Below are 25,217 nucleotides of genomic sequence, written 5' to 3' on the forward strand. Positions count from 1 at the left end.
CTGCTTATTCCTCAGCGAATGGCCGCCTGGCGCGGCACGACATGCCCCTCATACTGCGGCAAATTGTCCGTGATCGAAAACCACGGCGCCTTGGACCCCACGAAGATATGGGCCGTCGGGCGGATCGAGGGATCGTCGACCAGCGAGCCCATCGCCACATGGACGTAGGTGCCAGCGCGGACCAGCGAATAGAGCAGCGAGCCGCAGCGACAGCAGTGCGCGTCGTGGCCGGCCGCATCGCCATGGATCAAGAGGGCCTCGTCGCCTCTGGTGATGCGAAGCTTGTCGCGGGCGATGCCCGCGAACGGCTTGAATGCCGACCCGGTGGTGCGCCGGCAATTCGAGCAGTGGCAGTTGAGGGCATATTCGAAGGCGTCAACGACGGCATAGCCCACCGTGCGGCAGAAGCATTCTGCGGCGAGGATGCGAGCATTCGGATTTGCTGAAGCGATCACGAATTATTCCTCACGATGATGATGAACTCACCATAGCGCATCGGTCCGGTTCGTGGCTTAATTCGGTCCGAACAAGCCTTAAATCCCCGGGAGGATACGCCGTGAGCCATGACCGATCGACCGTCGAAGCCGTGGTCAAGAACTACTTCGATGGCCTCTATGAGGGGGACGCCGATAAGCTCGGCGCGATTTTCGATCCCACCGCCGATTTGCGCTGGGTGGAAAAGGGCGCGTTGCAGGTCCTGACCGTGCCGGACTGGCTCGACCGCGTCCGCAAGCGGCCGTCGGCGAAAGCGGAAGGCAAGCCGCGCGAGGATTTCATCGTCACGATCGACCGCTCGGACGATCAGACCGCCTTCGTCAAGGTGCGTTGCCAGTTGCCGCCGCGCTATTTCACCGACTACCTGGTGGCGATGAAACTCTCCGACGGCTGGAAGATCGTCTCGAAATCCTACCGCTACGATCTCAGGGAATGACGACCGCGGGAGCGTAGCCATGCGCAAGATCATCGCCATCATCGCTCTCGCATCCGCTCTCGGCGCCTGCGGTATGATCAATACCCTTGTGGACGGCTACAAGCATTCGCAGGCCGTCGCGAGCGAGCTTGAGCAGGCAACCGGCCTGAAGCCCGGAGTAGGCTTCAATTGGCACAATGGCCGGCTCGTCTCGGTGACGGTCACCTTCCCGAAGGTTTACGACGCCAAGCCGCTCCGCGAACTCGCCGACGTGGTGCGCGCCTCCGTCAGGAAGCAATTCAAGCAGACGCCTGAGGACATTGAACTCGGCTTTTCGCTGGGCGCGACGGCACCGGACACGTCAGCGCAAGCGGAACACCAGCGTCAACAGGCGAGCCTCGCACCATAGCCGTGGGTTCCGGATCGTCCCGCGTTCGTGACCGCCCCCCGGCGGCATTGACCTTGCAGGTGTTTCCCTGCGATTGGGAACCACCATGGAAGCCAAGTTTCAGATCTTCTTGATCCTGCTCGCCGTACTCGCGGGCACCGCCCTGCTGGCCCGGCGTATCAATGCGGCGCCGGCCATCCTGCTGCTGTTGGCCGGCATCGTGCTCGCCTTCGTGCCGGGCATGCCGTCGCTGGAATTGCCGCCCGAACTGGTGCTGCTGGTGGTGCTGCCGCCGCTGATCTATTCGGCCAGCGTCGCCATGAGCTGGCGCGAGTTCAGGTTCAACCTGCGCGTCATCATCCTGCTGTCGGTCGGCTGCGTGATCTTCACCGCCTTCGCGGTCGCCGCCGCCACGCATTATCTGATCGGGCTGCCCTGGGGTGTCGGTTTCCTGCTCGGCGCCATTGTCGCGCCGCCCGACGTGGTGGCGCCGCTGGCGATTGCGCGCAAGCTCGGGCTGCCGCGCCGCATCCTCACCGTGCTCGAGGGCGAAGGGCTCGCCAACGACGCCACCGCGCTGATCCTCTATCGGTTCGCGGTCGTGGCGATCTCGACCGGGCTGTTCTCGCTGCCGCAGGCGACCGGCACGTTTGCGGTCATCGTGGTCGGCGAGATGCTGTTTGGCGCGGCGGTGGGCTGGATTAGCCTGCGCGCCCGGCATCGCGCGCGGGATCCGCAGGTCGAGATCACGCTGTCGCTGATCACACCCTATCTCGCCTACTGGATCCCCGAACATTTCGGCGGCTCCGGCGTGATCGCCACCGTGGCCTGCGGTCTCTACATCAGCTGGAACGGACCGCTGCTGATTTCGGCCGCGACGCGCCTGCAGGGCATCTTCTTCTGGGACCTGATGATCTTCCTGATCGAGGGCCTGCTGTTCCTGCTGACCGGCTTTCAGATGCGCTCGCTGCTGGAGAAGTCGAAGGGATTTCCGCTCCAAGACATCCTGTTTGCGGTCGGGCTGGTCGTGGTCATCGTCGTGATCGCGCGCTTTGCCTGGGTCTATCCCGCGACCTATCTGCCGCGCGTCTTCAGCAAGCGGCTGCGCGAACGCGATCCTTATCCATCCTGGCGCACGGTGTTCGTGATCGCGTTCACCGGCGTGCGCGGCGCGGTGTCGCTGGCGGCCGCGCTGGCGCTGCCCTATACGCTGGCGAACGGCGATCTGTTTCCCTATCGCGACCTGATCCTGTTCGTCACCTTCAGCGTCATCCTGATCACGCTGGTCGGAACCGGAATCGGCCTGCCACCGCTGGTGCGATGGCTCGGCGTCGCCGACGCCGGCCACAACGAGCATGTCGCCGAACATGAGTCCGAGATCGCGGCGCGGCGCGAGGCGCTTGATGCAGCACTCAAATCGCTCGACGCCATCACCGACGACCGCGAATTGTCGGACGAGGTCGTCAAGCTGTTGCGCGCCCGGCACGAGATCCGCGCCGATCAGTTGCCGGACACGCTCGATCCCGACAAGCACGACGTCTCCGCGGAAGGCACCGCGCTGACGCGGGAGCTGATCGCGGCGGAGCGAAAATTCATCCACGCGTTGCTGCGCGACGGCAAGATCACCGACGAAACGCGACGGCGAATCGAGCGCGACCTCGATCTGGAGGAAGCGAGTTTGAGCAATCGGGAGTATCGAAGGATACCGTTGTAGTGCTCGCGGGACGCCTCACACGTCGTCATTGCGAGGCGCAAGCGACGACCTGTCCGCCGTAGCTCAACGAGCGACGGCGGAAGCCTGTCATCGGGCAGGCATTCGCGCGACCCGTTGGCTCGCAATGACGGATAGAGCCCTACTCCGCCGCCGCGTTCAACTCGGGCCGCGAGGTTCGCTCCTCTCCTGCGCTTTTCAGTTCGGACGCGTCATGCGGATTTGTCACGTCTCCCGATACCAGTTTGCCAATTGCCACAGGTCGTTGTCCCAACCAGAGAAATGCGCGGTCAAATTGCCGCTCAGGGCCGCGGCCCTCGTCCGGCCGACGAGGGGCAGGATGTAATTGTCGCCGACAACCAGGTCGTTGAGCTTGATGAACATCGCCACCCGCTTCACCGCATCGAGCTCCCGTTCGGCCTGCTTGTAGATCTCGTCATATTGCTTGTTAATCCAGCGGCAGATATTGCGCCCCTGCCACTTGTTTTCCCTGGTTGCCACCTGCCACGACACGCACTGGTTCATGAAGAATTGCGGATCGGGTTGCGGCATGGTGGTATTGTACATCTGCGCGTCGCAATAGAAATGCGGGTAGGTGTCGGGGTTGGCGGTGTCGGAGGAGAAAAACACCGATCCCACCACCGACTTCAGCTCGACGTCGATGCCCGCCTTCTGGCACGCCTGCTTGACGATGACCTGGGTTTTCTGCCGTGGCGCATTGATGGAGGTCTGGAACACGAACTTCAGCGATTTGCCGTCCTTGGCGCGAATGCCATCCGCGCTCTTCTTCCAGCCGGCGGCTTCGAGAAGCTTGTTGGCCTTCTCGATATTGAATTCGAATTTGGTATTTTTCGACCGAAAACGCTCCGGGTTATTGATGAAGTTTGCGGTGGCGACAGCGGTGCGGCCATAAATGAATTTCTCGATCGAGGCACGATCGATCAGGAGGTTGATGGCCTGGCGCACCGCCGGGTCGCTGAACAGCGGATGCCTGGTCTTGAGGCTTGCGCGCTCGCCATCGATATCGACCGCGGGATCGGTTGCGTTGAGCATCATGAACTCGACATTGCCACTCGACATGATGTTCACCCTGCCCTTGCCGACGCCTTCCAGCTTGAGCAGAATTTCGTCTTCCACCTGCATGTTCCACGCATAGTCATATTCGCCGGTCTGCAGTACCGCGCGCGCGGCCGATACCGCGTCGCCGCCGCCCTTGACTTCCAGCGTATCGAAATGCGGGCGGTTGGCGACGTGGTAGTCGGGATTGCGCTTGGCACGGACAGTGTCACCCGGCTTGAAATCGACGAAAAGATAAGGGCCGGTGCCTACGGGCTTGGTGTTGGTCGGCGCGTCGCGTGACTTGCCGCCAATGTAATCCGCAAACAGGTGCTTCGGGATAATCATGCCGTAGTTGCCGACAAAGGCATCGGCCCAGAACGGCGTCGGCTTTGCAAAGGTTACGCGAACCGTGAAATCGTCGATCTTCTCGACCTTGATATCCTTGTAGTTGGCGATCGAGACCGCCGCGGTCTCGGGCGTGCGGGCATATTCCCAGTTGAAAACGACGTCGTCCGCCGTGAAGGGCATCCCGTCATGCCATTTGACGCCACGTTTCAACTTCCAGACAACCGAGAGGCCGTCCTCGGCAAGGCCATCATTTTCCTTGCTCGGAATCTCGGCGGCCAGGAACGGAACCAGATTGCCCTCACCGTCCCATCCCGCCAGCGGTTCGTAGAATATCCGGGAACCCTCCTGGTCCTTGGTGCCGACGGCGAAATGCGGGTTGAGCAAGGTCACCGCCTGCCAATACAGCAGCTTCAGCGCGCCGCCACCGCCGGCTTTGGTCGGCTTGTAGGAAATCGCCGTTTCCGCCATGGCAACGCCCGACTGGCTCAACATCATGCCGGCCATCGGCGCGGTGATGCCGACCGCAATCATGCCCTGTACAAATTGGCGGCGCGACAGGCGTCCGGACTTGACGTCCGCGATCAGGTTTCGAAGTTCCTGCTCGTTCATCGCTCGACTCCACGGTCGCACTGCTGAACTTCACCGCTCCAATGCTGAAGCCTGGAGCAGGAGGAAATTGGATCAGCCTGGACCATTTCTGTCAAAGCAGATTCCGAGCCGGCCTTCGACGAAGGCCCAATGGCTTCCAATCGACCGCGCGGTTGCCCTACTCCGCCGCCGCGGTGCGCGGCCGGCCGACATAGCCGGCGGGATCGCCGAAGCGTTCGACCATCACGGCATTGAGATCCTTGGCCTTGCTGGTGACGCAGGCGCCGGAGCGCACCGTGTAGCGGTCCTGATGCGCGAGATGTGAAGGCACTTCGCCCTTCTGCAGCGCGCGGGCGGCGTCCATCACCAGTTTGCGGAAGTGCAGGATCCCCAGATCGGTCGGCCCAAGATGCTCGCGGGTGCGGTCGGCGATCCGGCCCTGGCTGTCCTGCACGGCGGCGTCCTGTTCGGACACACCCTTGATGCCGGTGTAGCTGCTCGTCTTCTGCAGTTTGCGGTCGATCAGGTAATCGTTCGCCCTGTTGCGCAGCGGCATGTAGTTCTCGTCGACCTCCGACATCACGCCATTGCCGCGATCGTAACCGTCGCGCTCGGCCTGCGTCAGCGGGCGCTCGGGATTCCAGGCATAGGTGTAGATCCAGCAACTGGTGTCGGTGACCGGCACGAAGCTCTGGCCGAAGATATTCTCGCCGGGCATCGAGCTCGGCGCATAGGCGTGCACCGGCATCAGGAACTGGGCGATGCGCCAGTAGATGTTGTCGGTGCCGGTCAGCCGCCCTCCGGCAACCGTCAGGCCGGCCTCGTGCGGACTGATCTTGATCACCGGGCGCGGGTCTTCCGCGATCCAGCGCATATGGTCGGTGGCAACACGTGTGAGCGGATTGACGAAATGCTTCTTGATGTCGAGGATTTCGTTTTCGTCTTTTTCGAAGCTCAGATGCGCGAAGGTGAAATGCGCGGTGTCGATCGAACCTTCCGCCGCCTGCACCCAGTTGCAGTCCTGCCATTTCTTGGTGACGTAGCGGTGCGAGGCCGGCACCAGCGCCATCTCCAGCGCGGGCAATTCCGGGACCTGCTCGGCCGGGCCCATATAGGCCCAGATCATGTCGCCCCATTCGCGCACCGGATAGGACTTGATGCGGATCAGGTCCTTGGCGTTGAGGTCGGGATACGAGGTCGGCATGTCGACGCAGCGGCCGTCGGTGTCGAATTTCCAGCCGTGATAGACGCAGCGGATGCCGCATTCCTCGTTGCGGCCGAGCCAGAGATTGGCGCCGCGGTGCGGGCAATACTGGTCGATGACCCCGACCACGCCACGGCTGTCACGGAAGGCAAGCAGTTCCTCGCCCATGACCACGATCTTCTTGGGCGTCCCGTCGGCCTCCGGCAATTCCGCCGATAGCAGCACCGGCAGCCAGAACCGCCGCAGCAATTCGCCCATTCCGGTCCCGGCGCCGCTCTCGGTCAGGAATTTGTTGTCTTCTGCGCGGAGCATGGGTTTCCTCCGATGTTGGTTTTGCTTTTGGCCAAGCTTGGCGCAGGCCACGCGAGCCGTCAACGCATCAAGGCTTACACCGGCCGTTCGCCCTTGACCGTCACCCGCGTGCCGGAACGGGTATGCGGCCAGTAGTCCCACATCGCGCGGTGCTGGGCGCAGCGGTTGTCCCAGAACGCGATGGCGTTTTCGGTCCAGCGGAAGCGGCACTGGAACAGCGGATTTTCCGCATGCTGGTAGAGATAGGCCAGCATGGCGTCGCTCTCGTCGCGGGGAACGCCGATCAGGAATCGGGTGAAGCCGCGGTTGACATAGAGCGCCTTCTTGCCGGTCACCGGGTGGGTGCGCACGACAGGATGTTTGGCGCGCGGATATTGCGGCCGGTCGGCGACGCCGTAATTGGCGTACAGCCCGCGATAGGTCTGCTCGCCATCATGCAGCGCCGTGAGCCCGTCGAGATAGGCCTTCATGCGGTCCGACAGCGCCTCATAGGCCGCGTACATGTTGGCGAACAGCGTGTCGCCGCCGCGCGGCGGGCACTGCTTGATATAGAGGATCGAGCCCATCGGCGGCTCCTCGTCGCAGGACACGTCGGTGTGCCAGCCCTCGCCATTGGCGCGCGGACTATCCTTGTCGGCATAGATCTTCATCAAGGCCGGATCGTCGCCTTCATGCGGTGCTGCCGGGTGAATATGCAGGTCACCGAACTGGCGGCCGAAGGCGAGGTGCTGCTGCGGGGTGATGTGCTGGTCGCGGAAGAATATCACGAGGTTTTCGGCGAGCGCGCGATGGATCTCGTCCATGGTGCGGTTGGACAGCGAGCCTGCGAGATCGACGCCGGAGATCTCGGCGCCGATGATCGGCGTCAGCTTCTCGACGCCGATGGTCTCGTAAGGCTCGGTCTCGCCGGCTGCGTGCCGGTAGCGAGGTCCCTGCTTGCTGGACAGCGAGCTCATGGACGTCCTCCGATGGCTGGTCAATTTGCGCCATCGTAGCCCGGATGAAGCGAAGCGCAATCCGGCGCGAATTCTATTTTCGTCGTCCCGGCCTTGAGCAGGGACCCATACGCCGCGGCGGTTGTTGGGCGAATGTTCTCAGTCACCGCGGATCACCGAAAGATCACGCGGTATGGGTCCCCGCGCCCGTGCGCAATTGCGCACTAGGCGGGGACGACGGAGAGCGGTTACTCCGCCGCCGTGGTCTCGGGCGTCTTGCTGCCGGCGCCGTAGCGCTGGTCGATATAGTCGATCACCAGCGCCTTGAAGTCGGTGGCGATCGAGGGGCCGCGCAGGGTGCGGAACTTCTTGCCGTCGACGAACACGGGAGCAGCCGGGGCTTCGCCGGTGCCGGGCAAGGAGATACCGATATTGGCGTGCTTGGATTCGCCGGGGCCGTTGACGATGCAGCCCATCACCGCGACGTTGAGTTCCTCGACGCCGGGATATTGCGTCTTCCAGCCCGGCATTTCGGTGCGGATGAAATCCTGGATCGAGCGCGCCAGTTCCTGGAACGTGGTCGAGGTGGTGCGGCCGCAGCCGGGGCATGCCGCGACCAGCGGCACGAAGGTGCGGAAGCCCATGGTCTGCAGCAATTCCTGCGCGACCTGAACTTCCACGGTGCGATCGCCGCCGGGCTCTGGCGTCAGCGAAATGCGGACGGTGTCGCCGATGCCGTCCTGCAGGAGGATGCCGAGCGCCGCCGACGAAGCGACGATGCCCTTCGATCCCATGCCGGCTTCGGTGAGGCCGAGATGGATGGCGTAATCCGATCGCGACGCCAGCGTCTGGTAGACCGCGATCAGGTCCTGCACGGCGGAGACTTTTGCCGACAGGATCATTCGGTTCTTGGCCATGCCGAGCTCTTGCGCGCGCGCGGCCGACAGCAGGGCCGACTGCACCATCGCTTCACGCGTCACCGCGCGGACATCCTTCGGCTGCGGCAGCAGCGCGTTTTCGTCCATCAGCTTGGTCAGCAATTCCTGGTCGAGCGAACCCCAGTTGGCGCCGATCCGGACCGGCTTGTTGTTCTTGTTGGCGATCTCGATGATGTCGGCGAACTGGGTGTCGCGCTTGTTCTTGAAGCCGACATTGCCGGGATTGATGCGGTACTTGTCGAGCGCCTCGGCGCAGGCCGGATAGTCGGCGAGCAGCTTGTGGCCGATGTAATGGAAATCGCCGATCAAGGGCGTGGTGATGCCCTGTTTGCGCAGGCCGTCGCGGATGTGAGGAACGGCAGCCGCCGCTTCCTCGCGATCGACCGTGATGCGCACCATTTCCGAGCCGGCGCGCGACAACGCTGCGACCTGCGCGATGGTGCCGTCGATATCGGCGGTGTCGGTGTTGGTCATCGACTGCACGACGATCGGAGCACCGCCGCCGACGGCGACATTGCCGACCATGACCTGGGTGGTTTGATGCCGGGCGCGCGGGCCGGCGACGTCGTCTTGCGGCAGTTTTTCGGGCTTGTTCATGGGGCCTCGAATATCAGGTTTTGGTGACATTCACCAAGGGAACGGCAGGGTCAGCGCCCACCGTCGCACGGATTGAAGTTTTACTCTGTTTATTCAATGACTTAACCCGGCCATGACGGTCGAAGGCGCCGCCACCGGCGGCGCCATCCCTTGACCGCTATATTGGACAGGAATCGCCGGATTGGAAGGGCAGCTTGCGACTGGCTGCTGCCTTTTCATCGTGGGGGCCACGCCGTAGCATCGGCCAAAATATAAGGGAGGACAGGCATGTCGGGGCGTAACGGGCTGATCAGCACGGCGGAACTCGATTCCGTCCTCGGCCAGCCGAACCTGCGGCTGTTCGACTGCACGACCACGCTCGACCCGGCGCCCGAAGGCAGCAGCGTGCCGTATCTGGCCGTGCCCGGATTGAAAACCTTCGAGGCCGGGCATATTCCGGGCGCCGATTTTCTCGACCTGCAAGGCGAGTTCTCCGATGAGGGGACCGAGCTTCGCTTCATGATGCCCGATGTCGCGCAGCTCTCGGCCGCGTTCGGCCGCCACGGCATTTCCGCCGACAGCGAGGTGGTGCTGTACAGCATCGGCACGCCGATGTGGGCGACGCGGTTCTGGTGGATGCTGACCTCGCTCGGCTTTGAAAACACAGCCGTGCTCGACGGCGGCCTCGACAAATGGAAACTCGAGGGCCGCGCGCTCGAGACCGGGCCCGCGAAGGGATACACGCCCGCGACCTTCATCGCGAAACCGAAGCCGGGATTCTTCGTCGACAAACAGCAGACGCTTGAGGCCACCACCGCGCGCAACACCGTGGTCGTCAACGCGCTCGGCCCGCAATTCCACAGGGGCCTGGAGCCGAGCCGCTACGGCCGGCCCGGCCGCGTGCCCGGCAGTTGCAACGTCTCGGCCGCGACGCTGCTCGATCCCACGACCAAGGCGTTCGTGCCGCTGGCGGACGCCGAGACAAAATTCAAGGCGCAAGGCATCACCAGGGACAAGCGCGTGGTCGCCTATTGCGGCGGCGGCATCTCGGCCACGATCGATCTGTTTCTGCTGCATCGGCTCGGTTATCAAAACCTCACGCTCTATGACGGCTCGATGGGCGAATGGGCCAAGGATACGTCGCTGCCGATCGAGACGGATTAGTTCGGGCTGTCCAGTACGCCGCAATCCCTCAACGTCATTGCGAGCGAAGCGAAGCAATCCATTCTTTCTTTACGCGGCGAGATGGATTGCTTCGTCGCTTCGCTCCTCGCAATGACGTTGTGAGACATGCGCTCATGTTCTCGCGGCGCGATGCGCCCGGAGTTTTGCTGGAAACCTTGCCCTCGAAATCAGAGGGCGCAGGGAAGACCGGATGCGCCTAAGCCGCGTAATTGATCTCGGGCGTCCGTTACCGGACAGACGTTGAAATACTGGAGCCCTATGATCTATCGCTTGCAATCCACGGCTGATTCACCGTGAGTTCCTGTGATGAAGCGACAGCGATCCGTACCGCATACGCTTGATGAACAACTTGCAGCCCGCGCAGCACGTTTGAAGGCAGAGGCTGCGGACCTTCCCGACGGTCTTCGAAAAAGCAGCCTGTTGGAAAAGATCAGGCAGCTTGAAGCGGCATCTGCCATGAACGCGTGGTTAGCCCCGTCCGAGTAGAAGGCCATGTCAGCCAACAAGCCCGATCCCGAGCTTTTGCCAACGCATCGCCCGCGCTGTCCCGGGTGCCAGATGCGGATGGTGAGTACCGCAGTCACTGACGTGGCCGAGGGATTCGAAGATCGAACGTTCGAGTGCAGGAAGTGCGGACATGTCGAGACAAGGCGGATGCTCGCGACTCCCCTGCTCTCACCGGCCGCGGTAGCCTGGACCGATATCAGCCTGAAGCCGCCGGGATAGGCTCCAGTCTCATGTCCTGACGCGTTTTCTTCACGCGAGCCGACGTCTACCCACGGATCAAGTCCGAGGGCATGCTTCGCTCGAAAACGCTCTAGGTCAGGGTCGCTTCCTGCTCGATCAGGTTTTGGTAGCACTCGCAGGAAAGCCGTTCGAGCGCCTCGCGGTCCAGAATGGTGATGACGCCGCGGCTGTAGGTGATGACACCCTTATCCTGCATCTTGCGCGCAACGTCGGTGACGGACGTCCTGCGGACGCCGAGCATTTCGGACAGCAGTTCCTGCGTCAATGCAATGGTATCGCTCGCAGCGCGGTCGGCCGATTGCAGCAACCAGCGGCAGAAACGCTCTTCGATCTGATGCAGCGCATTGCAGGCGGCCGTGATGCGCGCTTGCGTCAGCATCACCTCGTTGTAGCGGACACAGATATCGCGAAGCGCGTCGCTGGCCAAAACGGCTCGCCTGAACTGGACCGCCGCGATTTTACTGGCGTGAAGCGGCAACTGCACCATCACACGAACCAGCGATTTATACAGGCCGAGTCCGGCCATTGCTCCGACCACACCTTCGCGTCCCACCGTCGCCGTTTCGATGGCCTTGCCGTCCCGCATCACCGCGAGCAACGAAAACATGCCGCCATGGGGGAAGTAAACGTAGTCGACCTCGGCGCCCGCTTCGTAAACGATGTCGCCCTGCACCACGGAAACCGCTGCCAGATGCGGCTTCAGCGCGTCGAAATCCTTGCGCGGCAAAGAAGCAAGCAGCTTGTTGTCCAGCGGATTGGTCGAAAGTGCGTGCAATTGATGCGGCTTTCCAGCCCGATCGGACGGGCCTCGTTACCGCAGTTGGATGGATGCGTGCTCCGAGCGCGCTCCGCGGGACTGCCTGATACTAGGATCGGCACAAACCCTTGTCGGTCCGGTATCCGTCTTTGACCGGAGTTCGATCAATTCGTTCGGATCCTCGCACTGTGTAGCTTATTCCGGCGGCTCTGTCTGTTTTATGAGGTCAGACCGTTCAATATGTACGAAATCAAACTTAGCGTCAGATCGTTTTCGCTGTCGCCACATTCACGGCCAACGCCGCGGCAACCGGCTTCCCGGTAAAATAAGCCGGTTTTGTCGATTTCCCGGAACAAAGCGCCGTATCGCCTATTTGGACCTAAGCACCGCCTTTGTTCGTTACCCGACACAGGAATTGGGTGAGGCGCACCCGCGCGAGGATGCGGGTCTTCAAGCGCAACCTTCGGCATTTCAGCGAGACCCGGAATAATGCAGCAACACGGGTGCAGCCGACCAATCGTGCTCATCGTCGAGGACGAGGTTTTACTCCGGTGGACCGCCGTCGCGATCGTCGAGGCGGCGGGCTTTGACGTTGTCGAAGCCGGAACCGGCATCGAGGCCATTTCGCTACTCGAAAAGCGAAGCGATATCCGGACGGTTTTCACCGATGTTGAAATGCCCGGTTCCATCGACGGAATTCAGCTCGCCCATCTGATCAAGACCCGTTGGCCGTCGATCGGGATCATGGCCACTTCCGGTCAGCTCAGACTGCGGGAGGATGACCTTCCGGTGGGGGCGCGATTCCTGCACAAGCCATACGCCGTTGCAAACCTGACCGACGCGCTAAAGGAGCTGATGCGGCCATAGCGGCGGGCACTTTCCGGATCGGCGTTGAACGACTTCCGGGTGGCACTTTCGGAACTGACAGTTCACGACTTTCGAATTGCCGACCCATGCCGAGCAGGCGGTCGTCGGCAGCAACGTTTTTGCGCTGGCCTACAACGCCAAGAGCGTGACCGATACCCGCAGCGAGTTCGGCCTTCGCACCGACAAATCATTCGCGATGGCGAACGGCATTTTCACGCTGCGCGGCCGCGCCGCGTGGGCGCACGACTTCAACCCGGACCGTACGATCGGCGCCACCTTCCAGACACTGCCGGGGGCCTCATTCGTCGTCAACGGCGCGGCTCGCGCGCCCGACGCTGCACTCGTGACCGGCGCGGCCGAAATGAAGTGGGTCAGCGGCTGGTCCACTGCAGCGACGTTCGAGGGTGAGTTTTCCAGCGTGACGCGTTCGTATGCCGGCAAGGGCGTGGTGCGATACGCCTGGTAATGCCGGGCTGTCGGTCCACATGATGCGTTCCAGGGCTTGCATTCCAAACCGTCAGCCTGGCTCCGGCTAGGTTTTCGCAGACCGTTTCGCGTTCTTTCTGCTGACCGGCGGTTTCGGCACCTTGCCCGTATCCACCGGAAACTGCTTCAGGCGATCGACAAACCATCGGCCGGCGGGTCCAGGCGGTGACTTGGTCTGCCACACCGCCGACATCGGCAGCATCAGACCATCCGGAGGCACGTCCTCGATCGGCAGCACGGCAAGGCGCCCCTCTTCCAGATCCTTGCGCACGGCGTGCAGCGGCATGCCGCCCCACCCCAGACCCTTGAGCAAAAAATGATGCTTGGCGAACAGGTCGGCGAGCCGCCAGGTCGAAGACGACATGACGCCGAATTCGCGTCCCGAAGACAGCTCTGATCTATCGGTGAGAACGATCTGGGTATGTTTGGCGAGCGCCTCCTTGGGGATCTTGCCGCGGTAGGAAGCCAGCGCATGATCGCGGGCAGCCACCATCAGAAACGCAATGCCGGGCAACCGCTCATAGGCCAGCGTATCCGGAATCACCGGGAGCGATCCGATCACGCCGATGCTGCAGCGGCCGTCAAGCACGGGCTGAATGGCTCCACCGAGCGCCTCGACATAGATGCGAAGCGCCACGCCCGGGTAGTTGCGCCGAAACTCCTTGGCCACCTGGGTGATCGCGTCGATCGGATAGAAGACGTCGATCACGACAGACAATTCCGGCTCCAGACCATCAGACATGCCCTTCGCCCGGGCCTTAAGCAGGTCGACCCCGGCGATGATGCTGCGCGCATCGCCCAGAATAGCCGATCCCGCCGCGGTGAGTTTGGGGTAGCGGCCGGCGCGGTCGAACAACTGCACGCCGATCTGTTCCTCGAGCTTGCTGATGGCTTCGCTCACAACGGACTGTGCGCGCAACAGCTTGCGGGAAGCGGCGGAAAAGCTTCCTTCATCGACCGCGGCGATGAACGTGCGCAATTGATCGAGAGAGACCGCGTCGAGCATGGAACCTACCTATCGACCAGACCGATACTAAACGCCGGATGCTACTGCCCGATCGGCGGTCATATCAACCATTGCGGTCGCCCCATGGCATCGTGAGCACTTTCCGGCGGCCTCGCGCGCCGGTCAGAGCGCCCATTGATCCTCCTGGTCGCTCCGATCGCTGTTGTTCAGGCGCCGGACGATCTCCTCGCTCATCGCGGGGTCACTGGCGACCGCGATCGTGAGGCCTTGCTGGGTGACAATCTCGCGGCCTTTTGCCTCGACCGGGAAATGTTCCGATCGGAGCGGCAGGCGTCGATCGGACGTCCACGGCCGGCCTATGGCCATTCGTTGAAAGAGCTGAACTCCATCTGATCCAAACATTGGTTTGCTCCATTCGTTTAAGTCTTCAACCGGGCTGATCGCTGCGATCCCCAGCTTCTTGCCTCAGCCTCTTGCGCGGGCCAGGACTCCCTGGTTGTGCAGCCGCCGGCCGATATCCGCGATGTTGCTCTCGCCAATGCGCAGCGAATCCACGTTGGTATGCACGGAGTAGTGCCCGGTCACGAGGTCGTAAGGGTGCTTGACCGCCGAGCCGAGGATGAAGCCGGCATCTGTGAGCGCTTCGAACTCGATCGCCTGATCGGCCTCCTCGAATACGGCGACTTCGCTCATCGATACCTGCTCCGGCGTTGTCACGATCCCCTGGTGCAACGCGATCCAGGCGACGTCGTGCCCCTTGCTCGGGCGGAAGGTCCAGCGCTCTCCGGCCTTGAGCCGCACATCGAGGTAGGTGATGCCTTGCGGCGAGGCGACAATGCTTTTCACACCGTCGTATTCGCCGGCGATAACCCGCGCGGGACCGGCAAAATGGAAGTCGGAAGCGCCGAGATACTGGCTTTCGGGTTCAGCAAGCTCGAGCTCGGGCGGCATCGCGACCCAGAGCTGAAAGCCCTTGATCCGTTCGGTGCCGAACATTCCACCGGTGTGCCAAACACCGCTGCTGGCGCGCATCCATTCAACACCGCCGGTCTCGATCACGCCTTCGCGGCCGGTGGTCTCCTTGTAGAAGGCCTGCCCGGCCAGAATGACGGTCAGCGTTGCAATTCCCGAATGGGGATGAAAGCCGAATTTGGGCGCCGCCGCCGGATCAGCGTCGAAGTAGTCGAGAAACACGAACGGCTTGATCCGTTCACCAATGTCGCCCGGACTGACCAGCCGGGTAAGGCCCCCATGCGAGTGTCCACGCGAGCGCAAGGCAATCTGCCGGGGAGTTTCTTCAGCGCGGTTCGGACGCGTGAACACTGCATCGGTCTTCATTTTCGTTCTCCCAAAGGTTTGATGAGCTCTGAGCTGCAAAGCTCAGCCCTTGACCCGGTGAAGCAAGGCAGCGAGTTCATCGCGGCGCAGGTAGACGACCAGCGCGTTGAGGACGCCGAGCACGATCGCCGGGACCGGACTGGTGTGCAGGACGAACACGTGGGTTGCGACGGCGCCGACCATGGTGCCGCCGAGCCACAACGCGCCGAGCGAAGCGAGGCCCGGAACCAGCAGCGCGACGGCGCCGACCACTTCGACCACGCCGGTCACGACGCGAAACCACTGACCGAGTCCGACCTGCTCGAACAGGTCGACCATGAAGGGAACGCCGGCCAGCTTGGCGGCGCCGGCGGCCAGAAACGCCGCCGCGATGATGCCCTGCAATGCCCAGGCGCCGATACGACGGGAGGGACGGGATGATGGGATAGAAACTGCACTCATGTTGGTCTCCGTTGGGTGTGAGGTTGAAAGTGAGGATAACCTAGGAGGCCGGCTGTCATGGCAACAGCCGATTTATTTAGATGATATCCATCGGCGTATCCGATATGTCGGCACCGCCGGTTTGGCGGGCGAGCTACGCCGCCGTGGCCGCCTCCAGCGCGGGATAGTCGGTGTAGCCCTGGGCGGCGCCGCCAAAGAAGCTGGGGCGATCCGCCTCGTTGAGCGGCGCACCGGTCTTCACCCGTGTGACGAAATCCGGATTGGCAAGAACCAACTGCCCGTAGGCTTCCAGATCGGCCAACCCCGACGCCAGGTCAGCGCCGATCCGGTCGCGCGGACGGCCGGGACGGTTCACGATCAGCGGTTGCTTCCACAGCGCGCGGATGTCGCCTACCAGTTGCTCGTCGCCGGCATGCAGGACGTGAAGGTAGGCAAGGCCGAGTTTGCCGAGTTCGGCGACCAGATAGCGATAGAGGTCCGGGCCTTCCGCGCCTTCGTCGATCCCGTTCATGGTCAGGCCGGGGGACAGGCGGATGGCCGTCCGGTCCGCGCCGATTTCCCCGGCAATCGCCGTGGTGACTTCGATGGCAAAACGGGCGCGGTTCGTGATCGAGCCGCCATATTCATCGCTGCGCGCGTTGGCGCTCGGAGCGAAGAACTGCTGGATGAGATAGGAATTCGCGCCGTGAATCTCGACGCCGTCGGCGCCGGCCTCGATGGCGGCGCGCGCCGCATGGCGGAAGTCGGCGACGGTCCGGCGCACTTCCTCGGTTGCCAGCGCGCGCGGCGCGGGAATGTCCTTCATTCCTGTGGCGGTGAACATCTGTGCCCCCGGCTCGATTGCGGAGGGGGCGACGGCCTGGCGATGATGTGGCGTATTGTCGGGGTGCGACATACGCCCGGCGTGCATGAGCTGGATGAAGATATGGCCGCCTCGGTTATGCACGGCGGTGGACACCTTCTTCCAGCCTGCGACATGCGCAGGGCTGTAGATGCCGGGCGTCGCAAGGTAGCCCTGGCCGTCATCGGAAGGTTGCGTGCCTTCGGTGACGATCAGCCCGACGCCGGCGCGTTGGGAATAATATTCGGCGGCCAGTTCTCCCGGCGTGCCATCGGGCTTGGCGCGGCTACGGGTCATCGGGGCCATGACCAGACGGTTCGACAGCGTGTGGCGTCCGACACGGACGGGTGTGAATGATTGTTCCATTGTTTTCCTCGACAGGGCTTTGGGTGATCCCGAGGAAAAACTAGGAAGTGCAGCGTCGCCGGATAACCCGGCTTATTCAGATGGGATCCATCGGCCCGTCAGATACAACGCCGGTGGATTCACCGTGCCAGTTCGGGGAAATGGCGCATCGTCGAACCGGCACCGATATTGACGCCATCTACTCCGCCGCTTCCAGCGCGCGGAGCAGCAGGCCTTGATGGCGCAGCATGAAGGCGTTGCGGTGCTCGAGCAGCACGTCCAGCGTCATCTCGCAGCGTCGGCGCAGCAACGCCGGCTGCGGCAATTGACCTGACCCGTGCTGGTAGACGTCGGCCACCCGCTCGACGGTGGAGAACAGCAGTTCGTTGCTGTCCGCGGTGATGCGCACGAGTTGCGCCTGATAGGCGGCGAGATCCGGCAGCGCCGGATAGAGCCGGCCGATCAGGGCGGCTTCGGTCCAGGCCCAGTTCAGTTGCGGCGTCAGCGCCTCGTGGCCGTGGATCCAGCCGGTGACGTCGATGATCTCGGCCAGTGCCGCATAAAAGCGGTCGAGGTCGGGATCGAGAAAATCATAATCCGGTGTGCAGACGTCGCCCTTGAGCCGGCCTGATGCTTCCAATCCATCCTTGATCGGCGTGCCGTCATAGGGAAGCATCTTGCAGAACTGCGCCGAGGCGCTGCCGTCGCCGACGATCTCGCGCAGGAAACCGACATTGGCGCGCACCGAGGCGAAGGTGCTGGAGGGATCGAGCAGCATGAAGCCGAACTCGAAGCGGATGCCGAGCGATTTCAACAGCCGCACCGCCGCGAGGTTCTGCTCGACGCTGATTTCCTTGTGCAGAGTGCGCAGCCCTTCCTCGGTGCCGGATTCCAGCCCCATATAGACGAGGTAGAGGCCGGCATCGCGCATTCGCGCCATCAGTTCGGCGTCGACGGCGTCGGCGCGGCAGTTGATCTTCCAGATCACATGGCCGGGAAGACCTGCCTTGTGCAGTTCATCGACGAACTCGCCGGCCCAGGCCCGCCATTTCTTGCCGAACAGCGGAAAGTCGTCGTCCTGGAACAGGAACACCGTGACGCCGTCGCGGTCGTGCAGCATCCGCATTTCGCGCACCACTTCGACGGCCTTGCGAATCCGCACCACCTTGCCCGGCGCCGAGCGGTAGAAGGTGTGGATCGAGCAGAACGAGCAGGTGCGCGCGCAGCCGCGGCTGGCGAGCAGCGGCATGATGTTGCGGCCGAGCACGCGCATCGGCCGGAAGTCGCGCTCCGGATAGGGCAGGCTGTCGAGGTCATGGATCAGCGCGCGCGGCGGGTTGACGACGATCTCCTCGTCCTGCCGCCACACCACGCCGTCGAGCTTGCGCCAGTCGCTGCCCGACTGCAGCGCGCGCACGATCTCCACCAGCGTGACCTCGCCCTCATAGCGCACGAGGCTGTCGAGTTCGGGCGCCGCCGCCAGCGTCTGCTGCGGGCTCAGCGTCGGATAATGCCCGCCCATGGTGAAGTGGGCGTCGATGCCCTCCCGCCGCAGCGCGTCCATCAGCGACGCATAACGGCGGATGTAGAACTGGAAGATCAGCGAGAAGCCGACCAGCATCGGCTGCGCGGCGCGCACCGCCGATACCAATTCGGCTTCGGGCAATTCGATATCGAACACGCGGACGTCGAAACCGGATTGCCGCAAACTGGCGGCGAGGTAACCGAGGCCGAGATTACCCATCGACTGGAAGCCGATCAGCACAACGGTCGGGACCGCCGGGACGAGCGTGACGTCGCCGGGCGCACTTGGCTCAACAGCACGCATGACGTGTTCTCCGATGCGAGAACGCAATGCTTAAACAAGAAGCTTCAAACCCCGCACATCGCGCGCCCGAGAGCGCACCCGGCTCTGATTGAATCAGAACCGGGCTCCCGCGCGCGCAACAGCGCCGGTCAGCCGATGGTCTTCATGGCCGCGTCGAGCGCCTTGGTCTGGGCGGCCAGCACTTCCTGCTGCCGCTGCATCGAAATTTTCGCGAGTTTGGAGAGCGCGTCCTTGTCGAGGTGCTGGAGCCACCACCACGGCACCGGATCGGCAATGATATGCGGATTGAAATGCAGGAGTTCGTTGAGATCGGTGGGGCCTGCCGGACGGGGAGGAACTGCCATGACCATCTCCAATGTTTCAGAAAAAATCCGAAGACAACCGCCGGCCATCGACGGATGGCCGTGATCGACACGCTGGAAGATCGCTTAAGCTTCTGCTCAAATGCTGCGTGCCAAAACGGACCGCACAATCTCAGGCTGAACTTCAATTTCGGCTTTTTTGTGCGCGGCGTTTCGAATTCGTAGCGGCGAATGCCGGCCGCGACCCGACGCCGCAGCTGGCGCGCATGGCGACCGGCTCGGCGGCCTGATTCACCGGGGCTGTATCTTTTCGCTTGACCCACTCCAACCGATACGGTGTGGCTCCGTTCTGGGGTGGCAGCAAGCGCGGAGGTAACGTGACAGATCGGAAAGTGGGCATCATTGGCCTCGGCATCATGGGCGGCGCGATGGCCCGCAACCTGGTCGAACGCGGCTGGAACGTTGTTGGATTCGACACCGATCCGTCGCGCCGCAATACGCTTGCTCAAGCCGGCGTGACCATCGCCGATGGCGCGCGTGCCGTTGCTTCCGGCGTCTCGATGATCATCACGAGCCTGCCTAACGCCGATGCCGCCAACGCTGTCGCGACCGAAATTGCCGCGGCCGGCCTGCCAACGCGCATCGTCATCGAGACCAGCACGTTCACCATCGCCGACAAGCTGCGCTTCAAGGCCATTCTCGCGCCCGCGGGCCATATCGCGCTCGACTGTCCGCTCAGCGGCACCGGCGCGCAGGCCGCGGTGCGCGATCTCGTCGTCTATGCGAGCGGCGACAAGGCCGCGATCGCGCGTTGCGCCGACCTGTTTGCAGACTTCGCCAAGCAGAGCGCCGATCTCGGCGACTACGGCAACGGCAGCCGGATGAAATTCGTCGCCAACCATCTGGTCGCGATCCACAACGTGGCTTCCGCCGAAGCGATGCTCCTGGCCGAACGCGCCGGCCTCGATCTGAACCAGGTCATCGAGATGGTAGCACCTGGCGCCGGCGGGTCGCGGATGTTTCAGATGCGGGCGCCGATGATGGCCAGCCGCAGCTATGAACCGGCGACGATGCGGATCTCGACCTGGAAAAAGGACATGGCGATCATCGCCGAATTCGCCGACGAGCTCGGCTGCGAAACGCCGCTGTTCACACTGACGCAGCCGGTTTACACAAAGGCGATGGCGATGGGACTGGGCCAGCAGGACACCGCCGCCGTGTTCGAAGTGCTGAAAGCGAACGACGAAGCGAGCGACTGACGCGGCACTTCGGCCTAGCGAGCCGGCTTTTCGCTCAACGGCGAAGCCGTGATCTCGAAGTCGAACCCGTTGTTGAACGGTTCGTTGGCCAACTCGAAGTGCCACCACTCCCTGAAATACGAACGAAAGCCGGCGTCCCGCATGGCGGCTTTCAGCATCTGGCGGTTAGCTGACGCCACCGCACCGACGCGAGGGTTTGACGTCGAGCCGAGCACGTCGAGGCAATCGTAGCCGGTGCCGAAATCGATCGTGCCGTCCTCGAATCTTTCGCCCTTGGGCGCGGTACACGGCTTGAGCGGCGGAAGCGCAGCCGGAGTCGGCGGCGTGGAAAACGAGGAAGGGACGATGCCAAGATCCACGGTACTGCCGCGCGAATGCGCCGAGCGGACGGCGAGATAGCCGAGCGCGAACAGGCTTTGCTTGTCGGTGCGCGGATAGAACTCGGCCTTCATCTCGGTACGGGCCGGGTCCCTGCTCCACCGCAGGAAGTCATCGACGGCCCGCTTCGGCCGATAGCAATCCCAGACGATCAGCGAAAGACCTTTCGCAGCCAGCTTGCCCTGCATGGCCTTCAGCGCCTTTGCGGCGGCCTCGCTCAAAATGCATTCGGCGGCGAGGTAACCCTTGATCGGCCGGCCGACAAAATTGTGCGAGCCGGCATAGCGAATGTCCTGAACGATGGTCGGGTCTGCGTCACGCAGATAGACGAGACCCTTCGGCAAGGAACCTGCCCGAGCCGCAGCCGGCAGCAGCAACACGGCCAAGGCAAGGCAGATCCGGATCAGCATGTTGCGGCGCTCTTTGTGTGGCATCGTGTTTGCGCCGCACCGTCAGAGCGGACCGAGGATGGCCCATCGGGAATCGCAGAATTCCCTGACGGCCGTGGTGACGCCGCTGCCGATGACGTTGCGGCGTTCGGCAGAGTCCATCCTGAGTTCTTCATCCCGGTTGATGATCGAGCCGGCCTCCAGCAGGACGGCGGGCATCCGGGTCGATTTCAGCACGATCAGTTTGTCGTAGCTGTAGACGCCGGTTTCCTTGTTCAGGAGCGGATGCTGGTTCTTGCCCATGATCGGCAGCGTAAACTGCCGGGCATATTCCAGGCCCTGGGCTTTCATTTCCTTCGCCAGCAATTCGGCGAAAGCGAGACTGGTGCCGTAATCCGCGTTGGCCTTGGAGACGAAAACCGAATAGCCGCTGAAGCGGTCGCTGAAGTGACTCTTCTTGCCTTCGAACTCCCAGTTCTCGAGCAACTTGTCGGGCACGGAGTCATGATGGATCGACAGGAACAGCTGAGCCGGCCAATTGTTCGCTGTGTCGACGCGCCTGACGAGGCTGCGCCGGGCCTTGCCCTCGGTGACGAGCAGCCTGGTCTCGGCAAAGCCGGCGGCCTTCAGTTTCTGGTCGACCACCTTCGCCAGACGCAGGTTGTAGACGAACTCAGCAGTGTTGCGGGCGCTGACGGCGCCTTCCGATTCGGCGGTGTGGCCGACGTCGACGACGATGCGGAATTTTTGCGGGTCGCATCGTGTTACGACAAGTTTCGAGGCAGCAGGATTTGTGGCGGCCGGCTTCGCGGCGGCAGGCTTTTCAGCGCGCGGCTTTGATGCGGCCGCTGGTTTCGCCGGCGCGGCGTGTTTCGGCTCCGCGGCGTGCTTTGGCGCGACGGAATGTTTTGGCGGTTTGTCGGACTTCGAGCCCTTGAAGATGTCCGAAAGCCAGCCGGCATGGCTCGCCTCGATCGGCAGCAGCAGAAGCGTCGCCGCAGCGATGGCGCAACGGCGCGCTCTGCCGCCAACGTCTACCCCGGCTGATTTTCGCGCGACCGACGGCAATTCCTGATTTCCCGGAGTGATTCCCTGTCCGCACGGTCAGCATGGCGGCACCAGAGGATTTTTAACAGTGATTATCGGCGGCGAGCTCACGGAAATTGGTTGCCGTCCGGCATTAGCCCTTCGGCTTGGCCTTGATTTCGTTGAAGAGCGCCAGCGCCCGTTCGAATTTCTCGTTGAACAGCCACATCGCATCGAGGATTTCGCGGTAGGTGGCGGAAGTGCGCGCCCGGTCGGCCTGGCCGTAGGCGAACATGCTGTTGTTGCGCAGGTATTTCATGATGGTCGGATCGGAGACGCGATAGCCGAGCAGGTTGCCTGACCTCAGCGCGGACTTCGTGGGCGCCGGCACGATCTGGATCAGCTCGAACAGCTTCATCTGGTCGACCGGATCGGGCAGCGTTTTCACGATCGCCGGGATCTGGCCGAACAGTTCGGCATGTGCGTTCATCAGGCCGTCGCGCACCGCGGTCCAGTGGTTGTAACGGTGATCCAGATTACCGGCGCGCGCCTCTTCCTTGTCGTCACGGCCGATCAGCGCCGGATCGAGCGCGGCAACCTGCGGCTTGATCGCGGCCCATTTCTTGCGGCCGTTGCTGTCTTCAGCGGGGCCGGTCTGAAAACTGCCCTTGTAGGTATTGGAGCGCGCATTGCCGATATTCTGGTTGCCGTTGGTCTCGGCAAAGAACATCCCGAGGCTGATGCGGCCGGCCAGATCGACCGTTGCCGCATCAAGTCCCTTGGCGCGCGCGATCGCGGTGCCGAGGTCGACCACGTCCTTGAACGGCGTCGCCGAGCCTTGCGCATTGGCCGGCGGCGCCTGCATGATCTCGAACAATTTCTTGTACTCGTCGATCAACGGCTCGCTGTCGGCATCGAAATAGGCCGGCGGAATTCCGAGCTTGTTGGGCCGGCCGATCTTGGACGGCAGCACGTCGGTGAGATCCTTGCGCGCGCCCATCATGACGTTGCGGGCGAGGTAGAGCGCCTGCCCCGGCAGGTTCGGCAGTTGCTTCGCAGCGATCTGCGCGCGGCGCTGGGCGAGAATCGCCTCGAAATTTTTGACCGCCGCATTGTAGCTATCGAGCGCATCCGACTGCTGTTTCGTCAGCGCCGCCTGCGCCACCGCCGGAGAGATCAGGCCGAAGGCGCTGATGGCGACCACGAAGCAAAGCCCGAGCGCGAGGGCCGCCGGCGCAACGCAATGACTTCTGATCCTCATGGCAGTCCCCCAAACGCTCAGGCTTCAGCCTGATATCACGTAACGCGATCGTCAGCGTAACGCGTGGAGACGCACTTACCCATCGTCTTTTGCGGCTTCAATGGCGGCCGCGATCGCAACCAGCTTTCGGCGCAGCCACATGCGCGCGGGATCGGCCTGGAAACGCCGATGCCACACCAGGCGGAACGTGGACGGGGGAACCGGGAAAGGCAGGTCCATGACAACGGCCGGCGCCGTCGCGGCGAAGACGCGCGCGACGCCACGCGTGACTGACGTCACCATATCCGACCGCGTCAGGGCCATCACCGCCGCCAGGCCGTGTGGCATCTGCATCGCAATATGCCTGCGCAGCCCTTGTTCGGCGAGGGCATTGTCTACGGCATTGGTGGTGCCGCCGCTCATGCTGATCAGGAGGTGGGGAGCCTCGAGGTAGCGCTCGAGGGTCAGCGGGGAACGCGCGAGCGGATGGTCGGCGCGCATCACGCAGGCGTGCACGTCGGAAAGCAGTCGGGACGTCATGAACCGATCCGGAAGTCCATTGAACAGACCGATCGCGACATCGACCCGCCCCTGATCGACACCGTTCAGGATGTCCTCGACCGATCCGGATCTGACGGTGAGCACGATGCCGGGCGCTTCGCGGCGGATCTCCTCGACCAGCAGCGGCAGCACCACAATCGTCTCGTGGGTTTCGACCGCGATGGTGAGGCCGATCTCGGCCTCGGCCGGCTCGAAACGGTCGGGGGCCAGTGCGGTCTGAATATCCTGCAGCGCCAGCCGAACAGGGCCCGCGAGGCTCAGCGCTCGCGGCGTCGGCTCCATGCCGGAAGCGGTCCGCACCAGCAACTCGTCGCCGAGCAGCTTGCGCAGACGATCAAGCGCGTGGCTGGTGGCGGACTGGCTGAGGCCAATCCGTTCGCCGGCACGGCGAACGCTCCGCACCTCGATCAGCGCGTCAAACAGAACGAGTAGATTGAGGTCGATCGAGCGCAGGTTCATGGGCAAACCTACCGTAGCCGCACGTCGCGTCGAGACAGCAGCGCTGTCGTTTTCATGGATGCACTAGAGCCTTTTCCGTTCCGATGGAATCGGAACGGGGCTCTAGATTTTTGATTTGACGCGTTTTCTCGACGCGAACCGGTTTCCACTTCGCTGGAAAACGCTCTAGCCATTGCGGGCGCGCCTTCGCGCACGCGGCTTCTTCGGCGATATCAGTAATTCAATGGGACGGTCGAGTTCGTCGAGGTTCTGGAACACCTTGATCAAGTCACGTTTCAGTTCTGCGATCTTTTCCGGACCGAAGCTGCGCAGTCCGACCTCCTCGTGAAGCGTCGCCAGCGGGATCAGTTCTCCAACCAGCGTCCGCCCTTTGGCGGTCAGGTTGATTTCCACCGTTCGTGCGTTGGCGTTCGGTCGTTTTCGCGAAACCAGGCCTTTCCGCGTCATCGCTCCGACAAGGCGCGAAAGCGTCGAAAGTTCGATGCTGGTGACGTCGCTCAACTCGCCGAGGCGGCGATCCCCCTGCTCCCACAGCGTCGCCATGACCCGGTACATCGGCAGCGTCACGCCATAAGGCGCCAGCCGACGGGAGAACAGCTCGCCCATGCGGACGCCGACCCGGTTCAGCAGATACGGAAAGGCATCGCTCAGACGATACATCGAGCTTTCCTTGGGGTGTTCCTTGAGGTGTTCGCTCGCACGATGCCGGCGACCCCGCGGCACCTGAGTAAACTCTATTTCGTGCATCTTGCAAATGCAATACTTGCATTTGCAAGAGTATGGGAACGGGGGCAACCTCCCCTTCAACAGAGGCCGGCATCGAGATCGGCGG

25 protein-coding genes are annotated in these 25,217 nt (G+C 62.8%); 8 read left to right on the forward strand and 17 right to left on the reverse strand.

Annotated features, from left to right (window positions below; all coding sequences use genetic code 11):
- Positions 1–11: 11 nt before the first annotated feature.
- Complete coding sequence (locus tag BLS26_RS15690; protein ID WP_092512540.1) at positions 12–455, reverse strand: GFA family protein; 444 nt, start codon at positions 453–455, stop codon at positions 12–14.
- Between the two features lie 101 nt (positions 456–556).
- Between BLS26_RS15690 and BLS26_RS15695 the strand changes: the two genes are divergently transcribed.
- The 3 genes from BLS26_RS15695 to BLS26_RS15705 all read left to right on the forward strand — a co-directional run bounded on the left by BLS26_RS15695 (position 557) and on the right by BLS26_RS15705 (position 3,012).
- Complete coding sequence (locus tag BLS26_RS15695; protein ID WP_092512542.1) at positions 557–931, forward strand: nuclear transport factor 2 family protein; 375 nt, start codon at positions 557–559, stop codon at positions 929–931.
- Positions 932–950: 19 nt separating this feature from the next.
- Positions 951–1,319, forward strand: coding sequence for a hypothetical protein (locus BLS26_RS15700; protein WP_092512544.1), 369 nt, complete (start codon positions 951–953; stop codon positions 1,317–1,319).
- Positions 1,320–1,404: 85 nt separating this feature from the next.
- Positions 1,405–3,012 (forward strand): Na+/H+ antiporter, encoded by a 1,608-nt coding sequence (locus tag BLS26_RS15705; protein ID WP_092512546.1) that lies wholly within the window; start codon positions 1,405–1,407, stop codon positions 3,010–3,012.
- Between the two features lie 222 nt (positions 3,013–3,234).
- On the opposite strand, the gene BLS26_RS15710 is transcribed toward BLS26_RS15705, so the two are convergent.
- The 4 genes from BLS26_RS15710 to ispG form a co-directional block, all read right to left on the reverse strand.
- On the reverse strand, positions 3,235–5,025 hold the full coding sequence (locus BLS26_RS15710) for a peptide ABC transporter substrate-binding protein (RefSeq protein WP_092512548.1): 1,791 nt from the start codon (positions 5,023–5,025) through the stop codon (positions 3,235–3,237).
- A 157-nt stretch (positions 5,026–5,182) separates the two neighbouring features.
- Positions 5,183–6,520, reverse strand: coding sequence for a Rieske 2Fe-2S domain-containing protein (locus BLS26_RS15715; RefSeq protein ID WP_092512550.1), 1,338 nt, complete (start codon positions 6,518–6,520; stop codon positions 5,183–5,185).
- 74 nt (positions 6,521–6,594) lie between these two features.
- Complete coding sequence (locus BLS26_RS15720; protein WP_092512552.1) at positions 6,595–7,476, reverse strand: TauD/TfdA family dioxygenase; 882 nt, start codon at positions 7,474–7,476, stop codon at positions 6,595–6,597.
- A gap of 227 nt (positions 7,477–7,703) precedes the next feature.
- Positions 7,704–8,990 (reverse strand): flavodoxin-dependent (E)-4-hydroxy-3-methylbut-2-enyl-diphosphate synthase, encoded by a 1,287-nt coding sequence (gene ispG / locus BLS26_RS15725; RefSeq protein WP_092512554.1) that lies wholly within the window; start codon positions 8,988–8,990, stop codon positions 7,704–7,706.
- Between the two features lie 267 nt (positions 8,991–9,257).
- Between ispG and BLS26_RS15730 the strand changes: the two genes are divergently transcribed.
- Positions 9,258–10,133: a sulfurtransferase gene (locus BLS26_RS15730; protein WP_092512556.1), complete on the forward strand. Its 876-nt coding sequence runs from the start codon at positions 9,258–9,260 to the stop codon at positions 10,131–10,133.
- A gap of 838 nt (positions 10,134–10,971) precedes the next feature.
- Here the strand turns inward: BLS26_RS15730 and BLS26_RS15735 are convergent.
- Positions 10,972–11,676, reverse strand: coding sequence for a Crp/Fnr family transcriptional regulator (locus tag BLS26_RS15735; protein WP_197681340.1), 705 nt, complete (start codon positions 11,674–11,676; stop codon positions 10,972–10,974).
- Between the two features lie 501 nt (positions 11,677–12,177).
- Here BLS26_RS15735 and BLS26_RS15740 point away from each other — a divergent pair.
- Positions 12,178–12,525 (forward strand): response regulator, encoded by a 348-nt coding sequence (locus tag BLS26_RS15740; protein WP_371360830.1) that lies wholly within the window; start codon positions 12,178–12,180, stop codon positions 12,523–12,525.
- A gap of 76 nt (positions 12,526–12,601) precedes the next feature.
- Positions 12,602–12,991: an autotransporter outer membrane beta-barrel domain-containing protein gene (locus BLS26_RS15745; RefSeq protein WP_092512560.1), complete on the forward strand. Its 390-nt coding sequence runs from the start codon at positions 12,602–12,604 to the stop codon at positions 12,989–12,991.
- A gap of 66 nt (positions 12,992–13,057) precedes the next feature.
- On the opposite strand, the gene BLS26_RS15750 is transcribed toward BLS26_RS15745, so the two are convergent.
- Entirely contained in the window at positions 13,058–14,017 is a 960-nt protein-coding gene (locus BLS26_RS15750; protein ID WP_092512562.1) for a LysR family transcriptional regulator, read from the reverse strand.
- Positions 14,018–14,152: 135 nt separating this feature from the next.
- Between BLS26_RS15750 and BLS26_RS35750 the strand changes: the two genes are divergently transcribed.
- Positions 14,153–14,371 (forward strand): hypothetical protein, encoded by a 219-nt coding sequence (locus BLS26_RS35750; RefSeq protein WP_157676465.1) that lies wholly within the window; start codon positions 14,153–14,155, stop codon positions 14,369–14,371.
- Between the two features lie 72 nt (positions 14,372–14,443).
- Here the strand turns inward: BLS26_RS35750 and BLS26_RS15760 are convergent, their stop codons facing one another.
- From BLS26_RS15760 to BLS26_RS15780, 5 genes are all read right to left on the reverse strand, one after another.
- Positions 14,444–15,316: a pirin family protein gene (locus tag BLS26_RS15760; protein WP_092512566.1), complete on the reverse strand. Its 873-nt coding sequence runs from the start codon at positions 15,314–15,316 to the stop codon at positions 14,444–14,446.
- 42 nt (positions 15,317–15,358) lie between these two features.
- Complete coding sequence (locus BLS26_RS15765) at positions 15,359–15,757, reverse strand: DoxX family protein (RefSeq protein ID WP_092512568.1); 399 nt, start codon at positions 15,755–15,757, stop codon at positions 15,359–15,361.
- A gap of 133 nt (positions 15,758–15,890) precedes the next feature.
- Complete coding sequence (locus BLS26_RS15770) at positions 15,891–16,964, reverse strand: alkene reductase (protein ID WP_092512570.1); 1,074 nt, start codon at positions 16,962–16,964, stop codon at positions 15,891–15,893.
- 178 nt (positions 16,965–17,142) lie between these two features.
- A complete protein-coding gene (locus tag BLS26_RS15775) occupies positions 17,143–18,771 on the reverse strand; it encodes a B12-binding domain-containing radical SAM protein (protein WP_092512573.1) in 1,629 nt (542 codons plus the stop codon).
- A gap of 128 nt (positions 18,772–18,899) precedes the next feature.
- Complete coding sequence (locus BLS26_RS15780; RefSeq protein ID WP_157676466.1) at positions 18,900–19,115, reverse strand: hypothetical protein; 216 nt, start codon at positions 19,113–19,115, stop codon at positions 18,900–18,902.
- A 335-nt stretch (positions 19,116–19,450) separates the two neighbouring features.
- On the opposite strand from BLS26_RS15780, the gene BLS26_RS15785 reads away from it, so the two are divergent.
- Positions 19,451–20,332 (forward strand): NAD(P)-dependent oxidoreductase, encoded by an 882-nt coding sequence (locus BLS26_RS15785; protein WP_172804612.1) that lies wholly within the window; start codon positions 19,451–19,453, stop codon positions 20,330–20,332.
- 14 nt (positions 20,333–20,346) lie between these two features.
- On the opposite strand, the gene BLS26_RS15790 is transcribed toward BLS26_RS15785, so the two are convergent.
- The 5 genes from BLS26_RS15790 to BLS26_RS15810 all read right to left on the reverse strand — a co-directional run bounded on the left by BLS26_RS15790 (position 20,347) and on the right by BLS26_RS15810 (position 25,045).
- The gene (locus BLS26_RS15790) at positions 20,347–21,144 is read right to left on the reverse strand and encodes a M15 family metallopeptidase (RefSeq protein WP_244541951.1); all 798 of its coding nucleotides are present in this window, start codon (positions 21,142–21,144) and stop codon (positions 20,347–20,349) included.
- An 18-nt stretch (positions 21,145–21,162) separates the two neighbouring features.
- Positions 21,163–22,167, reverse strand: coding sequence for an N-acetylmuramoyl-L-alanine amidase (locus tag BLS26_RS15795; RefSeq protein ID WP_244541952.1), 1,005 nt, complete (start codon positions 22,165–22,167; stop codon positions 21,163–21,165).
- Positions 22,168–22,279: 112 nt separating this feature from the next.
- Positions 22,280–23,386 (reverse strand): hypothetical protein, encoded by a 1,107-nt coding sequence (locus BLS26_RS15800; protein ID WP_092512578.1) that lies wholly within the window; start codon positions 23,384–23,386, stop codon positions 22,280–22,282.
- A 75-nt stretch (positions 23,387–23,461) separates the two neighbouring features.
- Entirely contained in the window at positions 23,462–24,385 is a 924-nt protein-coding gene (locus BLS26_RS15805) for a LysR family transcriptional regulator (protein ID WP_092512580.1), read from the reverse strand.
- 165 nt (positions 24,386–24,550) lie between these two features.
- The gene (locus BLS26_RS15810; RefSeq protein WP_172804613.1) at positions 24,551–25,045 is read right to left on the reverse strand and encodes a MarR family winged helix-turn-helix transcriptional regulator; all 495 of its coding nucleotides are present in this window, start codon (positions 25,043–25,045) and stop codon (positions 24,551–24,553) included.
- Positions 25,046–25,217 lie beyond the last annotated feature (172 nt).

Origin of the sequence: Afipia sp. GAS231, from assembly GCF_900103365.1 — a bacterium.
Classification (GTDB): Bacteria; Pseudomonadota; Alphaproteobacteria; order Rhizobiales; family Xanthobacteraceae; genus Bradyrhizobium.

Coding starts and splice junctions, on each gene's coding strand:
- BLS26_RS15780 (WP_157676466.1), bottom strand. CDS start 19,115: ATGGCAGTTCCTCCCCGTCCGGCAGGCCCCACCGATCTCAACGAACTC.
- ispG (WP_092512554.1), bottom strand. CDS start 8,990: ATGAACAAGCCCGAAAAACTGCCGCAAGACGACGTCGCCGGCCCGCGC.
- BLS26_RS15800 (WP_092512578.1), bottom strand. CDS start 23,386: ATGAGGATCAGAAGTCATTGCGTTGCGCCGGCGGCCCTCGCGCTCGGG.
- BLS26_RS15715 (WP_092512550.1), bottom strand. CDS start 6,520: ATGCTCCGCGCAGAAGACAACAAATTCCTGACCGAGAGCGGCGCCGGG.
- BLS26_RS15805 (WP_092512580.1), bottom strand. CDS start 24,385: ATGAACCTGCGCTCGATCGACCTCAATCTACTCGTTCTGTTTGACGCG.
- BLS26_RS15730 (WP_092512556.1), top strand. CDS start 9,258: ATGTCGGGGCGTAACGGGCTGATCAGCACGGCGGAACTCGATTCCGTC.
- BLS26_RS15760 (WP_092512566.1), bottom strand. CDS start 15,316: ATGAAGACCGATGCAGTGTTCACGCGTCCGAACCGCGCTGAAGAAACT.
- BLS26_RS15765 (WP_092512568.1), bottom strand. CDS start 15,757: ATGAGTGCAGTTTCTATCCCATCATCCCGTCCCTCCCGTCGTATCGGC.
- BLS26_RS15710 (WP_092512548.1), bottom strand. CDS start 5,025: ATGAACGAGCAGGAACTTCGAAACCTGATCGCGGACGTCAAGTCCGGA.
- BLS26_RS15700 (WP_092512544.1), top strand. CDS start 951: ATGCGCAAGATCATCGCCATCATCGCTCTCGCATCCGCTCTCGGCGCC.
- BLS26_RS15810 (WP_172804613.1), bottom strand. CDS start 25,045: ATGTATCGTCTGAGCGATGCCTTTCCGTATCTGCTGAACCGGGTCGGC.
- BLS26_RS15720 (WP_092512552.1), bottom strand. CDS start 7,476: ATGAGCTCGCTGTCCAGCAAGCAGGGACCTCGCTACCGGCACGCAGCC.
- BLS26_RS15770 (WP_092512570.1), bottom strand. CDS start 16,964: ATGGAACAATCATTCACACCCGTCCGTGTCGGACGCCACACGCTGTCG.
- BLS26_RS15705 (WP_092512546.1), top strand. CDS start 1,405: ATGGAAGCCAAGTTTCAGATCTTCTTGATCCTGCTCGCCGTACTCGCG.
- BLS26_RS15750 (WP_092512562.1), bottom strand. CDS start 14,017: ATGCTCGACGCGGTCTCTCTCGATCAATTGCGCACGTTCATCGCCGCG.
- BLS26_RS15775 (WP_092512573.1), bottom strand. CDS start 18,771: ATGCGTGCTGTTGAGCCAAGTGCGCCCGGCGACGTCACGCTCGTCCCG.
- BLS26_RS15790 (WP_244541951.1), bottom strand. CDS start 21,144: ATGCCACACAAAGAGCGCCGCAACATGCTGATCCGGATCTGCCTTGCC.